The following is a 14,181-nucleotide window of genomic DNA, read 5'->3' as shown; positions in this document are numbered from 1 at the left end:
TGGCGATTCCGGCGGACGTTGACGGACGTACCCTGCGCGGCGTACGGTGCGCCCATGCAGAACGCCGATGACCAGCACGATGAGGTGGACGAATGGCGAGACCAGGAGCGGAGGGCCAACCGCACGTTCGTCCCGGGGGAGGACGGCTACGACGCCCGGGCAGCAGAGGTCGAGGAGTGGCTCAATGAGCGGATGGGGCCGCGCTGGATGGGCTGGTACCCGCAACACTCGAAGGTGCCCGGAGCGGCGATGTTCGCGCAGACCAAGCAGAGCGAGTCGGGTCGGTGGGTACTGACGGGGTTGCTCCTGCTGGGTGAGGCGATCACCGCCGAGCAACTCCGCAAGGTGCCCGTTTCCGCTCTGGAGAACTCCACCAACCTCAGCGCAGGGGACGCGTTCGACCAGATGCGGGCCGAGCTGGACAAGCTGCCGCCGCTGCGCCGTGACGACATGGCGCCGGAGGACTTCTCCCGCTTGGTCGCCGAGCACTTCAAGGTGTGGGCGCGATACGTGCCCCATCCGGCCGCCGCCATGGCGGCCGAGTGGAAGGTGAAGCCGCCGACGGTGCACACGTGGATTCGCGAGGCCCGGCTACGTGGGCACCTGCCCCCAGCTCGGCGAGGGAAGTCGACGTGACCAGCGGGCGGAAGGCGAACGGCCGCAGCTCGATCTTCAAGGGCTCGGATGGCCGTTGGCACGGCTACGTGACCATGGGCGTCAAGGACAACGGCCGTACCGACCGTCGACACGTCCAGGGCCCGACTGAGAAGGCCGTCACGGCCAAGGTGCGCGAGCTGGAGCGCAAGCGCGACGCCGCCTCGGTGACCAGCCCCGGCAAGGTCCCCACGGTGGGCGAGTGGCTGACGTACTGGCTGGAGAACGTCGCCGAGCGGAAGGTGCGGGCGTCGACCTGGCAGGGCTACCAGTCGAAAATCACGCAGCACCTGGTGCCGGGCCTTGGCTCGCACCGGCTCGACCGGCTCCAGCCTGAGCACGTCGAGAAGTTCTATCGCGCCTGCTCGGCGACCCTCTCCCCCTCGACGGTGCTCCAGATCCACCGCATCCTGTCGCGTGCGCTGAAGGTGGCTGTCCAGCGGGAGCGGGTGGCCCGGAACGTCTGCGCCCTGGTCGACGCACCGAGCATGAGCCGGCAGGAGGTCCAGCCGCTGTCCGCAGAGGACGCGCGGGCAATCCTCGGGCTCACCGAGACGAGGCCGGCACGCCGCAACGGCGCCCGCTGGTCGGTCGCGCTGGCGCTCGGGCTGCGGCAAGGTGAGGCGCTGGGCCTGGCGTGGGAGTACGTCGACCTAGAGGCGCAGCGCATCAGGGTCCGGTGGCAGCTCCAGCGGCTCGCCGGCAAGGGCTTGGTGTTTGTCGAGCCGAAGTCGGACCGCGGCCGGCGGACCATCGTCCTGCCGGACCAGCTCGCCGAGGCGTTGAAGGAGCACCGGCAGGCGCAGCAGCAAGAGCGCGAGTACGCCGGCGAGTTGTGGGAGTCGCACGGGCCTCCCGACACCGAGCCGGGCCTCGTGTTCGCTCAGCGCAACGGGCGGCCGATCGACCCACGGCAGGACTGGGGCGAGTGGAAGACGCTGCTGCGGTCGGCTGGCGTGCGCGACGCGCGACTGCACGACGCCCGGCATACGGCGGCGTCCCTGCTGCTCGCCCAGGGCGTGCCGGCTCGGGTGGTCATGGAACTGCTGGGGCACTCTCAGATTTCGCTCACGCTCGGTACGTACTCGCACGTCGCGCCGGAGCTTTCCCGGGCCGCCGCCGAGGGCATCGGACGGGCACTGTGGAACTGAATTGCAACGGGAACTGCAACGGACTTCCCCGGACGCACGTCGATGGGTTACAGTCGACGCAGGTAAATGGTGGTGGGGCGGGCGGGACTCGAACCCGCGACCGAGGGATTATGAGTCCCCTGCTCTAACCCGCTGAGCTACCGCCCCGCTACCGCGCCGGATCGTAACCCGCTCAACGGATCACCGGCCATCACCCGTCGGGCCGGGTTGATGATCTGCCCGGCACGATGGGCAACGCGAGGATAACAGCGCGCAGCGGATCGGTCGGCCGCGCCGGTGGTCACACCGGGCCCGTGCCGCGCAGTTCCGCGAGCACCGCCCCGGCGGCCCGCCAGCCGCTGGCGAGCGCCCCCTGGATGGACGGGCTGTCCCGGTGGTCCCCGGCCACGAAGAGCCCCTCGCCGAGCGCGACCGGCTTGCGGAGCCGGCCCTGTGGCGGCGGCGCGGCGGGCAGCGCTTCCGGCACCGACACGGTGGCGAGGTGGGTCCAGTCGGCGGTGGGGCGACCGTAGAGGCGCTCCAGCTCGCGGCGGATCAGCGGCTCGGGCGGGGCCTGCGGGCCGACCACCGAGGTGGCCACGAGGTGCCTGCCGGCCGGCGCGTACGTGGGTGCCGCGTTGCTGACCACCACGGTGTTGGCGACGAGTTCCCGCCGCTCCCCGTCGAGGAGCAGGATCGGCTCGGCCAGCGGCGGGGTGTCGGTGCTGTGGTAGTAGGTCGTGTAGCTGTGCATGCGTACCCGCTGGAGCCGGGGCAGCAGGGTGGCCGCGGCCGGCGGGTCCACGGCGACCACGACGGCGCGGCAGGCGAGGTCGCCGGCCGGGGTGCGGACCCGGCCCGGCGCGACCTCGGCGACCGGGGTGTCCAGGTCGATCAGCTCGGCGGGCAGCGGGCCGGCGATGGCTGCGGGCAGCGCGGCCATGCCCCGGGCGGGCAGGCCGATCCGGCCCCGGGCGAAGGCGCGCAGGAGGACGGCCAGCACGTGGCTGGAGGTGGCCAGCTCGCGGTCGAGCAGCACGCCGGAAAGGAACGGCCGGAGCAGTTCCTCGACGAACGCGGCGGAGAGCCCGGCCCGGCGCAGCGCCGCCTCGGTGGTGGTCTCGGGCGCGTTGAGCAGCCGGCCCACCGGCAGGGTGGCGCAGCCCGTGGCGAGCGCGGCGAAGCGCAGCCGGTCGACCAGCGACCCGACGCCCGCGGTCAGCGTGCCGGGCGCGCCGGCGGGGTCGCGCAGCGGATTGACCAGGCGGTCCAGGCGGTCGCCGCGGCGGACCAGGACGCCGGAGGTGAACCAGCCCAGGTCGAGGGCGCCGAGGTCGACCAGGCCGCCGAGCCGCGGGTAGGCCGTGTTGAGCACCTGGAAGCCGCGGTCCAGCAGGTAGCCGTCGACCTCGTCGGTGGCGACCCGGCCGCCGAGCCGGTCGGCGGCCTCGATCAGGCGCCAGGGCACGCCGGCCCGGTGCAGCCGGCGGGCGGCGGCGAGGCCGGCCAGGCCGCCGCCGACGATGACCACGTCGGTGTCAGCGGGCACCGGTCACCTCCGCCCCGGTCCGGTCGCCGTCCCGGTTGGTCCGGGACAGCCGGCCGGGCCACCAGACCTTCGGCCCGATGTCGTACGCGAGCGCGGGCACCAGCAGCGAGCGGACCACGATGGTGTCGAGCAGCACCCCGGCGGCGACCGCCACGCCCAGTTCGACCAGCACCACGAGCGGCAGCACGGCGAGCGCGGAGAAGGTCGCGGCGAGCACGATCCCGGCGGAGGTGATCACGCCGCCGGTGACCGCCAGGCCGGTGAGCACGCCGGCCCGGGTGCCGCGCCGGACCGACTCCTCGCGGACCCGGCTCATCAGGAAGATGTTGTAGTCGATGCCGAGGGCGACCAGGAAGACGAACGCGAACAGCGGGAACGACTGGTCGACCCCGGGGAAGTCGAGGAGGTACTTGAAGATCAGCGCGCAGAGGCCGAGCGTGGCCAGGAACGACAGCACCACGGTGGCGATCAGCAGCACCGGGGCGAGCAGGGCCCGCAGCAGCACGGCCAGGATGACGGCGATGACCAGCAGCACCACCGGGATGATGACGTTGCGGTCCCGGGTGGAGGCGTCGGCGGTGTCCACATTGATGGCGGTGAAGCCGCCGACCACCGCGTCCGCGCCGGGCACCCGGTGGACCGCCGCGCGCAGCTCGCGGATGGCGCGTTCGGCCCCGTTGCTGTCCGGCGGGTCGGCGAGGGTGGCCTGCAACTGCACCCGCCCGTCGACCACCTCGGGCGGCCCCGCCGGTCCCTGACGGCTGAACGGGCGGACCGAGGACACCCCCGGCACGCCCTGCGCCACCTGGGCGACCTGTTGGGCGGTGGCCTGGTTGGTGAAGATGGTGGCCGGGCTGCCGGTGCCGGCCGGGTAGTGGCGGGCGATCACCTCCTGCCCGGCCACCGAGTCGGTGCGCTGGGTGAACAGGTCGGACTGGCCGAGGGTGGTGGCGCCGAGCTGGGTCACCCCGAGGGCGAGCGCGGCCAGGACCACCGCCGTGACGACCCAGACGGTACGGGCGCGGCGGGCCACGAAGCCGGCGATCCGCCCCCAGATGCCGTGTTCGGTCCGCGGGTCGGCGTGGTCGAACCGGGGCCGCCGGGGCCAGAACGCCCACCGCCCGCCGAGCAGCAGCAGGGCGGGGAGGAAGGTGAGCATCACCAGCAGGGTGGCGGCGATGCCGACGGCGCTCACCGGGCCGAGCGCCCGGTTGGAGTTGAGGCTGGACAGCAGCAGGCAGAGCAGGCTGACGATGACGGTGGCGCCGGAGGCGATGATCGCCGGGGCGGCGCCCTTCCAGGCGGCCCTCATGGCGTCCCAGCGGCGCTCGTGCCGGTGCAGTTCCTCCCGGTAGCGGGCGATGAGCAGCAGCGCGTAGTCGGTGCCGGCGCCGAAGACGAGGACGGTGAGGATGCCCTGGGCCTGCCCGTTGAGCTTGATGACGTCGTTCTTCGCGAGGAGGTAGACGCAGAGCGCGGCCAGCGAGTACGACATCCCGGCGGCGAGCAGCGGGAAGATCCAGAGCACCGGGCTGCGGTAGACGATGAGCAGGATGACCAGCACCACGACCAGGGTGACCAGCAGCAGCGGCCCGTCGATGGCGGTGAACACCTCGATCAGGTCGGCGAGCAGGCCCGCCGGGCCGGCGACGTCCACGGTGAGCCCGTCCCGGTCGGTGCCGGCGATCTCCCGCAGCCGGTCGACCACCGCACCGACCTGTTCCCCCTCGGCCGCGTCGATCGGGACGACCACCTGCACGGCCTGCCGGTCCTCGCTGACGATCGGCGGTGGCAGCGGGCCGACCACGCCCGGCACCTCGGCGAAGCGGGCCGCGTCGGCCTGGACCCGCTGCTGGTCGGTGGGGGTGATGCCGGAGGTGCGCTCGTACACGACGAGTGCCGGGGTGGTCTCCCGGTCCACGAAGCCGGCGGCGAGGTCCTGCGCCCGGGTGGCCTCGGCGTCGGCGGGGAGGAAGGAGGCGTTGTCGTTGGTGGCGACGTCGCCGAGCTTCCCCGAGTAGGGCCCGGCGAGGCCGCCGACGACCAGCCAGCCCAGCACCACGACCACCGCGATCAACGTCGCGGTCCAGCGGCTCCGCCCTCCGGCCATCTCCATCCACCCTTGAATCGACGCAGTAATCGACGCAGCGGGAGTCTAAGTCGACATCGACCATCCTGCCGGGCGAACTGGCGTCCGTGGGTGGAAACAGGGTGCGGGGGCAGCAACGCGAAACGCCCGTCGGCCAGGGCCGACGGGCGTCGTGTGGAGCGGAGCTCCCCCGTTTGGACTCGAACCAAAAACCTGCCGGTTAACAGCCGGCTGCTCTGCCAATTGAGCTACGGGGGACCGTAGATCACCCGGCTGCGGATCTCTCCGCGCCGTGCGACGGGGACAAGAGTACAGGACATCGGGGGGTGCTGCGCCAGGGGGTTACCCCACTTCCCCCACCCGGCGGCGACCCGCCGAGCCCACGGAGAATACCGGACAAATCGCCATCTCGGCACAGGGAGGTATGAGCGGAGAGCAGGATGGGTAGTTAGCCGACGACAGAGGACGCAGGCGCGAGAAGGTCGTTCCCGCCCGGGGCCACCGGGCCGGGATCGGCGGCGCGTCAGGTACGGAAGGAGCCGCCATGCGCGGAAAGATCATGTTTCTTGGCGGGCTGGCTGCGGGATTCGTCCTGGGCGCCCGTGCCGGCCGGGAGAAGTACGAGGAGCTGGTGGTCCGGGGCCGCAAGGTGCTCGACCACCCGACCGTCCAGGAGGCGGCGGGAGTCGCGCAGGCCCAGGCGACCCGGCTCTACTCGGAGGGCAAGGACAAGCTGGGGCAGACCAAGCTCGGCGAGAAGCTGGGCACCGCCACCGGCAACGGCAGCAAGCAGGGGCTGACCGACGCCGACAAGCCGTTCGCCGGCACGCCGGCCGCCGTCGGCGCCAAGTCCGGCTCGACCGGCACGGGCTCGACCAGCTCGTCGACCACCAGGTCGTCCGGCACGAGCACCAACCTCTGAGCCAACCCGGAGCGGGCCGGTCGCCATCAGGCGACCGGCCCGCTCTCGTCTGTCCGAACGAGACCCGCTCCCACTTTTGTTCAGGATGAGCAAAAGTGGGAGCAGTTCATCGAAAACTTTTGGCTTCAACCTCTTCTCTTTGGTCCCGGGCGCAAATATCGTCTCGCGTAGAACCTGGCCAGGCTCTCGTCACCTCCCAGCGACCTCCTCAGCCTCGTCCCGGCGCTGAGGCGGACCCGCCCGACCAGAGCGAGGTTCGATGCGCAGAAGACCGTTCGGCCGCAGGGCCGCCACATATCTCGGCCTGCTCACCCTCGTCGCCGCGACGCTCGTCGCGACGGCGGAGCGGGCCCCGACCCCGGCGCAGGCCGCGCCGGTACTCACCACCCCCGCACCCGTCAGCAACGGCATCCAGTACAAGGTGCTCGTCTTCACCAGGTCGGCCAGCGGCAACAACGCCGCCACCGCGGCCGGCGTGCAGGCCGTCCAGCAACTCGGACGGGACCGCCGCTTCACCGTCGAGGTCACCAACGACCCCCGCAAGTTCGACCAGGCCCACCTGAAGCAGTTCCGCGCCGTGGTGTTCCTGAACACCGCCGGCGACGTGCTCGACGACGCGCAGCAGGCCGCGTTCGAGGCGTACTACCGCGACGGCGGCGGCTTCGTGGGCGTCCACTCCGCCATCGAGGCCGAGCCGGACTGGTCGTTCCTCACCAATGTGCTCGGCACCCGGGCCACCGGCGCGCCGACGGCCCCGAGCCGGGCGACCGTCACCGTCGCCGACCGGGTCCACCCGGCGTCGGAGACGCTGCCGCAGCGCTGGTCCACCACCGACCGGTGGTACAACTTCGCGGCCAACGTCCGGGGCGTCTCGCACGTGCTGGCCACGGTGGACGAAAAGACGTACGCCGGCGGCAGCATGGGCTTCGACCACCCGGTCACCTGGTGCAAGGACTACCAGGGCGGCCGCTCGTTCTACACCGGACTCGGCGCCACCCCGGAGAGCTACGACAGCGCCGACCTGCGGGCCCACCTCGGCGGGGCGATCCAGTGGGCGGCCGGCGTCACCGACGGCGACTGCGGCGCGACCGTGCTGGCCAACTACCAGATGACGGTGGTCGGGGCACAGCCCAACGTCAACGAGCCGATCGGCTTCGACGTGCTCCCCGACGGCCGGGTGATCCAGACCGACCGGCGTGGCGGCGTACGACTGCACAACCCGGAGACCAACCAGACCACCGTGCTGGCCCAGATCCCCGTCTACACCAACAGCGAGGACGGGATGTACGGCCCGGCGGTGGACCACGACTTCGCCACCAACAAGTGGGTCTACCTCTACTACGCGCCCCCGCTGAACACCCCGACGGGCAGCGCGCCCACGACCAGCACCGACCCGAACGCCTGGGACGTGTGGAAGGGCTACTTCCAGCTCTCCCGGTTCAAGTTCGTCGACGGGGAGACACCGTCGCTGGACCTGAGCACCGAGCAGAAGATCCTCCAGGTGCCGGTGGACCGGGGCGCCTGCTGCCACGTGGCCGGCGACATCGCGTTCGACTCGGAGAACAACCTCTGGCTGGTGACCGGGGACGACACCCCGGCCGGCGGCGGCGGGTCCGGCGGGTTCTCGCCGCACAACGACTCGGTCAGCGCCACCGGCGTCTACCAGGCCCCGTTCGTCGACGCCCGGCGCAGCTCGGCCAACACCAACGACCTGCGCGGCAAGATCCTGCGGATCACGGTGGGCGCGGACGGGTCGTACACCGTTCCGGCGGGGAACCTGTTCCCGGCCGGCACCGAGAAGACCCGGCCGGAGATCTACGCGATGGGCTTCCGGAACCCGTTCCGGATCACCCTCGACAAGAACGACGTCGCCTACATCACCGACTACTCGCCGGACTCCTCGGTCGCCCAGGTGGGCCGCGGTCCCGCCGGCACCGGCCGGATGATGGTCGTCGACAAGCCGGCGAACTACGGCTGGCCGATGTGCGTGCAGCCGAACCTGCCGTACATCGAGATGAACTGGACCACCAACCCGATCTCGCCGGTGGCCCCGTTCGACTGCGCGGCCCCGAAGAACACCTCGCGGCACAACACCGGCCTGACCGACCTGCCGCGGGTGGAGAAGTCGGAGCTGTGGTACTCGTTCCAGGCCCCGACGCCCTGCCCGGAGTCCTACCTGTCGACTCCGACGCAGACCTGCCCGGTGCTCTTCCCGGAGCTGGGCACGGGCGGCGTCGGCCCGCACGGAGCGGCGAAGTACGACTTCGACCCGGAGCTGAGGTCGGAGACGAAGTTCCCCGAGTACTACGACGGCGCCATCTTCTTCGGTGAGTTCACCCGGGACACCCTCAAGGAGATCCGGCTGGACGACCAGGGCGACATCCTGAAGATCAACAACGTGTTGAACTGCGGGCAGGCGCCCACCACACCCGCGAAGCCGTTCCTCTGCGACAACCCCATGGACATGCGCTGGGGCGCGGACGGCAACTTCTACCTGCTGACGTACGGCGATGGCTTCTTCAACGTCAACCCGGACGCGGCGATGCTCAAGTTCAGCTACGTCAAGGGCCTGCGGGCGCCGACCGCCGTGCTGAACGCGACCCCGACCAACGGCCGGGCGCCGCTGACCGTCGCCTTCTCCAGCGACGGCTCGAAGGACCCGGACCCGGCGGACTCCATCTCGTTCGCCTGGGACTTCGACGGCAACGGCACCACCGACTCGATCGACCCGAACCCGTCGTTCACCTACACCACCAACGGCGTCTACACCGCCCGCCTGACGGTGACCGACTCCAGCGGCAAGACCGCGTCGGCGAACACCACGATCACGGTCGGCAACACCGCGCCGACGGTCACGGTCACCACCCCGCTCGAAGGCGGCTTCTTCAGCTGGGGCGACGACATCCCGTGGACGGTCACCGTCACCGACCCGGAGGACGGGCCGGTCGACTGCGCCAAGGTCGAGGTGACCTTCGTGCTCGGCCACGACAGCCACGGGCACGGCGAGGCCAACCAGTTCGGCTGCTCGGGGGTGCTGCCCACGGACGCCGACGACGCGTCGCACGGCGGCTACATCTACGGCGTGGTCAGCGCGTCGTACACCGATCAGGGCGCCAACGGCCAGCCGGCGCTGACCACGGTGGACCAGCAGATCGTCCAGGCCAAGCGGCAGGAGGTCGAGTTCGCCACCGAGGAGTCCGGCACCACGGTGGGCACCAGCGCGGACACCGGGGGCGGGCAGCAGCGCGGCAGCCTCGACCCCGGCGACTGGATCGCGATCAACAACACCGTGAACCTGAAGAACATGCAGTCGGTGACGCTGCGCACCTCCGGGGGCAGCGCCGCCACCGCCGGGCAGCCCCGGTTCGGCGTCCAGTTCCGGCTGGACTCCCCCACCGGCCCGCTGCTGGCCACGGCCACGGTCAACGCGACCTCCGGCAACAACGCCTTCACGAGCACCACCGTGCCGGTCACCGACCCCGGCGGGACGCACAAGCTCTACCTGGTCCTGACCACCGTTCCCGGCGGCCCGGCCAGCGGCTTCGGCAACCTCAACTGGGTCGAGTTCACCGGCCAGGGCATCGGCGTCACCCCGTGACGCCCGGGTGGGGCCGCCGGCCGGCGGCCCCACCCCCCTCGCTTCCCTCCCACACCATCCAGCACCGTCAGAAAGGCAGTCAGGACATGAACGACACATCGCACGGCATGAGCCGTCGCCGGGTGCTCGGCACCATCGCCGGCGCGGCGGGCGCCGTCGCCGCCGGCGCCGCGCTCGGCCCGTCGGCCGCCTTCGCCGGCAACGGGGTACTCGTTCCGACCGGCAAGCGGGGCATCATCCTCTACAGCGTCCGCGACCGGATCGGCGCCGCCCCGGACGCCACCGGGGTGCCGTACGGGTTCGAGCGCGTGCTCGCCCGGCTCGCCGAGATCGGCTACAAGGAGGTCGAGTTCGCCGGGTACACCCAGCACGCCTCGATCCTCGGCCGGCAGATCACCCCGGCGGAGATCCGCAAGATCCTGGACGACAACGGGCTGCGGGCCAACGGCTCGCACGCCTCCATCCCGGGCACGGTCACCCCGGACACCATCGCCGCGTTCGAGCAGACGCTGGACACCGCCGAGATCCTCGGCATGACGCACATCGGCACCGGCAGCGACCCGACCGGCAGCAACTACAAGGCCGACTGGGACGCCGCCGTGGACCGGTGGAACACCTTCGGCGAGATGGCCGCCGCCCGGGGCCTGAAGCTGTACACGCACAACCACGACGCCGCGTACAACTTCCTGCTGGACAGCGGGCCGCTGGACGCGCTGGGCCGGCCGACCCGGTCCTCCGGCGTCCGGAAGCTGGAGTACTTCATCGCGCGGACCAACCCCGAGTGGGTCTGGTTCGAGATGGACATCTACTGGGCGCACGTGGCCCAGCACCGGTTCCGCAGCTACACCGACCCGGACGGGGTGACTCAGACCAACGTCTTCGACCCGCTGGCCGTGGTCGCGGCCCAGCCCATCCGGTTCCCGCTGTTCCACGCCAAGGACGGCACGTACGACCCGGCGACCGCCGCCGGCTACGCCATGGTGCCGCTCGGCCAGGGCGACATCGACTACGGGAACTTCTTCGCCAACATGGGCGCCAAGGGCTACCACAACCCGATGTGGGAGCAGGACAACGCACCGGGCGGCGCCGCCGACCCGGGCCGGTCGCTGCGCTACGCGGAGATCAGCTACGAGCACATGTCGGGTCTGCGGGGCTGACCGACCCGGCCGAGGATCGTAGGGGGCCGCACCGGGAAACCGGGGCGGCCCCCTCGCGTCACGCGGCTGTGACGCCGGTGTGGCACATTCGGGGGGAGGTGATCGTGATGACGATGGTCGGACCGGAGAACGCGGACCAGGCGCGGCTGCTGCGCCTGCTGCGCGACGACGGCCCGCGCTCGCGGGTCGAACTGGCCGACGTCCTGGGCCTGCCCCGGGCCCGGTTCACCGCCGAGGCGGACCGGCTGACCGCGCAGGGCCTGGTGGAGACCGCCGGGCCGGCCGCGTCCCGGGGTGGGCGCCGCTCCTCGCTGCTGCGGGTCGGGCGGCAGGTGCGGTTCGGCGCGGTGCGGGTCGGCGACGGGCGGCTGGAGGTCGCGCTCACCGACGGCGAGCTGACCCTGCTGGCCCGGCACGCCGAGCCGGTCGACGTCCGGCTCGGCCCGGAGGCGGTGATCGGCCGGGCCGTCGAGCTGCTCGGCAAGCTGCGGGCCGAGGCCGGGCTGGCCCGGCTGGCCGGCGTCGGGGTGGCGCTCCCCGCGCCGGTCGCGGTCCGCGATGGCGCCCCGGTCTCCGCGCCCGCGCTGCCCGGCTGGCACCAGTTCCCCGTACGCGACACCATCGCCGCCGAGCTGGGCTGCCCGGTGCAGGTGGACAACGACGCCAACGTGATGGCCCTGGGCGAGCGGCACGCCGGCACCGGCCGGCCCTTCGACGACTTCCTCTACGTGAAGCTGGGCGACGCGGTGGGCTGCGGGCTGGTGCTCGGCGGGGCGCTCTACCGGGGCGCCACCAGCGGCGCCGGGGACATCGGGCACCTCCAGCTCACCGAGGACGGGCCGCTCTGCGGGTGTGGCAACACCGGCTGCGTCGAGGCGTACTGCGGGGATGCCGCCCTGGTGCGGGAGGCGGTGACCGCCGCGCGGGCCGGGCGCTCGACGGCGCTCGCCGACCGGCTGGCCGCCGCGGGCGCGCTCACCGTGGCCGACGTGGCCGCGGCGGCGACCGCCGGCGACCCGGCCGCGCAGACACTGGTCCGCGACGCCGCCCGCCGGCTCGGGCAGGTGCTGGTGGGCCTGGTCAGCTTCGTCAACCCGGCCATCGTGATCATCGGCGGCGCCGCCCCGGGCATCGGGCCGGTCCTGCTCGCCGAGATCCGGGGTGTGGTCTACCGGCGCTCCACCCCGCTGGCCACCGGCAGCATGCCGATCGTCCTCTCCGACCTCGACGACCGGGCCGGCCTCGTCGGCGCGGCCCGGCTGGTCAGCGACCAGGTCTTCGCCGCCCGCTGAGGGCCGCCCCGGGACCGGCCGCGCCGGCCCCGGGGACCCCGGATCAGTCCCGGCTGCTGCTGAACGCCGCGTCGAAGGCGGCGGCCGGGGCGTCGAAGGCGAGCCGGCGGACGAACTGGAGCGCCTCCGGCGCGCCGACGAGGCGGTCCATGCCGGCGTCCTCCCACTCGATCGAGATCGGGCCGGTGTAGCCGATCGCGTTCAACGCGCGGAAGCAGTCCTCCCACGGCACGTCACCGTGGCCGGTGGAGACGAAGTCCCAGCCCCGCCGCAGGTCCGCCCAGGGCAGGTGGGAGGAGAGCCGGCCGCGCCGGCCGTCCCCGGTGCGCACCTTCGCGTCCTTGCAGTCGACGTGGTAGATCCGGTCGGCGAAGTCGAAGATGAAGTTGACCGGGTCCAGCTCCTGCCAGACGAAGTGCGACGGGTCCCAGTTCAGCCCGAACGCGGGCCGGTGGCCGATCGCCTCCAGGGCCCGCTTGGTGGTCCAGTAGTCGTAGGCGATCTCGCTGGGGTGCACCTCGTGGGCGAAGCGCACGCCCACCTCGTCGAAGACGTCGAGGATCGGGTTCCACCGGTCGGCGAAGTCCTGGTAGCCGCGTTCGATCATGGCCGGCGGGACCGGCGGGAACATCGCCAGGGTGTGCCAGATCGACGAACCGGTGAAGCCGACCACCGTCTTCACCCCGAGCTTCGCCGCCGCCCGGGCGGTGTCCTTCATCTCCTCGGCGGCGCGCCGGCGTACGCCCTCCGGCTCGCCGTCGCCCCAGATCCGGGCGGGGAGGATGTCCTGGTGCCGCTCGTCGATCGGGTGGTCGCAGACCGCCTGACCGACCAGGTGGTTGGAGATGGCGAAGACCTGGAGGTTGTGCTTGGCGAGGGTGGCCCGCTTCCGGTCCACGTACGCCTCGTCGGCGAGCGCCTTGTCGACCTCGAAGTGGTCGCCCCAGCAGGCGATCTCCAGGCCGTCGTACCCCCACTCGGCGGCGAGCCGGCAGACCTCGTCGAACGGAAGATCGGCCCACTGGCCGGTGAAGAGCGTGATGGGTCGCGCCATGTGTCCTTCTCCCCTGTCGTGATGGGGGGATTCCGTAGCGGACCGGGGCGAGGGCGACCGGGTGCGGGCGGCCACGGCGGCACCGGTGGACGCGTTCGCGCCTGCGCCCGACGGGTTGCGCCTCCCGACGGGTCACCGGCAACCTCGCGGTCGCCGCCCTCACTCTAGGTCGGCCACCGCCGGCACGGAAGGCCCGGGACCGTCAGGACAGCTCGGCCTCGTCCTCCGGCGCGGGCAGTTCGGCGCGGATCAGCCAGCCGCCCTCGGGGCACGGGCCGGCGTGGAAGTCGCCGCCGACCGACTCGGCCCGCGCCCGCAGCCCGGGCGGCCCGAGGCCGGCGCCGGGGGTGGCGGGCCCGTCGCCGCGTACCTCGACGGTGAGGCCGGCGGGGTGGTAGCGCAGCCGGACCGCGACGGCCGGACCCGTCGCGTGCCGGCACGCGTCGGTCAGCGCCTCCTGGATGATCCGGTACGCGGCCACGTCGACCGCGGCGGGCAGCGGGCGGGGCTGGCCGCCCACCCGCCAGCGCACCGGCCGGCCGGCGGCGAACTCGTCGATGAGCGCGTCCAGCCGGGTGAGGCTGGGCGCGGGCCCGGCGGTGGCCGCCGGCTGCCCGTCGCGACGCAGCACGCGGAGCAGGGCGGCCCGCAGCGCGCCACCGGCCCTCGGGCCCGCCCGGGCGACCCGACGCCACTGCTCCAGGCGTCCCACACGGTCAAGGTACGGCAGCACCCC

At 72.4% G+C, this 14,181-nt stretch carries 10 protein-coding genes and 2 tRNA genes; 6 read left to right on the top strand and 6 right to left on the bottom strand.

Annotated features, from left to right (window positions below):
• Positions 1-54: 54 nt before the first annotated feature.
• Both IEY96_RS11615 and IEY96_RS11610 read left to right on the top strand, forming a co-directional pair.
• Positions 55-636, top strand: coding sequence for a hypothetical protein (locus IEY96_RS11615; protein ID WP_189194836.1), 582 nt, complete (start codon positions 55-57; stop codon positions 634-636).
• Positions 633-1,805 carry a tyrosine-type recombinase/integrase gene (locus IEY96_RS11610; protein ID WP_229791542.1) on the top strand — a complete coding sequence of 391 codons (1,173 nt, stop codon included), beginning with the start codon at positions 633-635 and terminating at the stop codon, positions 1,803-1,805. Before IEY96_RS11615 ends, IEY96_RS11610 begins: the two co-directional genes overlap by 4 nt.
• 70 nt (positions 1,806-1,875) lie before the next feature.
• Here IEY96_RS11610 and IEY96_RS11605 read toward each other — a convergent pair.
• From IEY96_RS11605 to IEY96_RS11590, 4 genes are all read right to left on the bottom strand, one after another.
• Positions 1,876-1,952 (bottom strand) — tRNA-Ile (locus tag IEY96_RS11605).
• A 133-nt stretch (positions 1,953-2,085) separates the two neighbouring features.
• Positions 2,086-3,333, bottom strand: coding sequence for an NAD(P)/FAD-dependent oxidoreductase (locus tag IEY96_RS11600; protein ID WP_189194835.1), 1,248 nt, complete (start codon positions 3,331-3,333; stop codon positions 2,086-2,088).
• A complete protein-coding gene (locus IEY96_RS11595) occupies positions 3,323-5,449 on the bottom strand; it encodes an MMPL family transporter (protein ID WP_373293551.1) in 2,127 nt (708 codons plus the stop codon). The genes IEY96_RS11600 and IEY96_RS11595 overlap by 11 nt, the downstream gene beginning before the upstream one ends.
• 158 nt (positions 5,450-5,607) lie before the next feature.
• Positions 5,608-5,680 (bottom strand) — tRNA-Asn (locus IEY96_RS11590).
• A gap of 286 nt (positions 5,681-5,966) precedes the next feature.
• Here IEY96_RS11590 and IEY96_RS11585 point away from each other — a divergent pair.
• The 4 genes from IEY96_RS11585 to IEY96_RS11570 all read left to right on the top strand — a co-directional run bounded on the left by IEY96_RS11585 (position 5,967) and on the right by IEY96_RS11570 (position 12,391).
• Positions 5,967-6,344: a hypothetical protein gene (locus IEY96_RS11585; protein WP_189194833.1), complete on the top strand. Its 378-nt coding sequence runs from the start codon at positions 5,967-5,969 to the stop codon at positions 6,342-6,344.
• A gap of 259 nt (positions 6,345-6,603) precedes the next feature.
• Positions 6,604-9,942, top strand: a complete 3,339-nt coding sequence (locus tag IEY96_RS11580) for a ThuA domain-containing protein (RefSeq protein WP_189194832.1) — start codon at positions 6,604-6,606, stop codon at positions 9,940-9,942.
• Positions 9,943-10,028: 86 nt separating this feature from the next.
• Positions 10,029-11,099 (top strand): sugar phosphate isomerase/epimerase family protein, encoded by a 1,071-nt coding sequence (locus IEY96_RS11575; protein WP_229791541.1) that lies wholly within the window; start codon positions 10,029-10,031, stop codon positions 11,097-11,099.
• A gap of 107 nt (positions 11,100-11,206) precedes the next feature.
• Complete coding sequence (locus IEY96_RS11570) at positions 11,207-12,391, top strand: ROK family transcriptional regulator (RefSeq protein ID WP_189194831.1); 1,185 nt, start codon at positions 11,207-11,209, stop codon at positions 12,389-12,391.
• Between the two features lie 43 nt (positions 12,392-12,434).
• Here the strand turns inward: IEY96_RS11570 and IEY96_RS11565 are convergent, their stop codons facing one another.
• Both IEY96_RS11565 and IEY96_RS11560 read right to left on the bottom strand, forming a co-directional pair.
• On the bottom strand, positions 12,435-13,445 hold the full coding sequence (locus IEY96_RS11565; RefSeq protein WP_189194830.1) for a sugar phosphate isomerase/epimerase family protein: 1,011 nt from the start codon (positions 13,443-13,445) through the stop codon (positions 12,435-12,437).
• A gap of 202 nt (positions 13,446-13,647) precedes the next feature.
• Positions 13,648-14,181 (bottom strand): sensor histidine kinase (locus tag IEY96_RS11560; protein WP_373293550.1); only part of this gene is annotated, 534 nt, incomplete at its 5' end.

It is taken from the genome of Micromonospora fulviviridis, from assembly GCF_014648395.1.
In the GTDB taxonomy this organism is placed as follows: Bacteria; Actinomycetota; Actinomycetes; order Mycobacteriales; family Micromonosporaceae; genus Micromonospora; species Micromonospora fulviviridis.
This window is presented reverse-complemented; position numbering and strand designations above follow the sequence as displayed.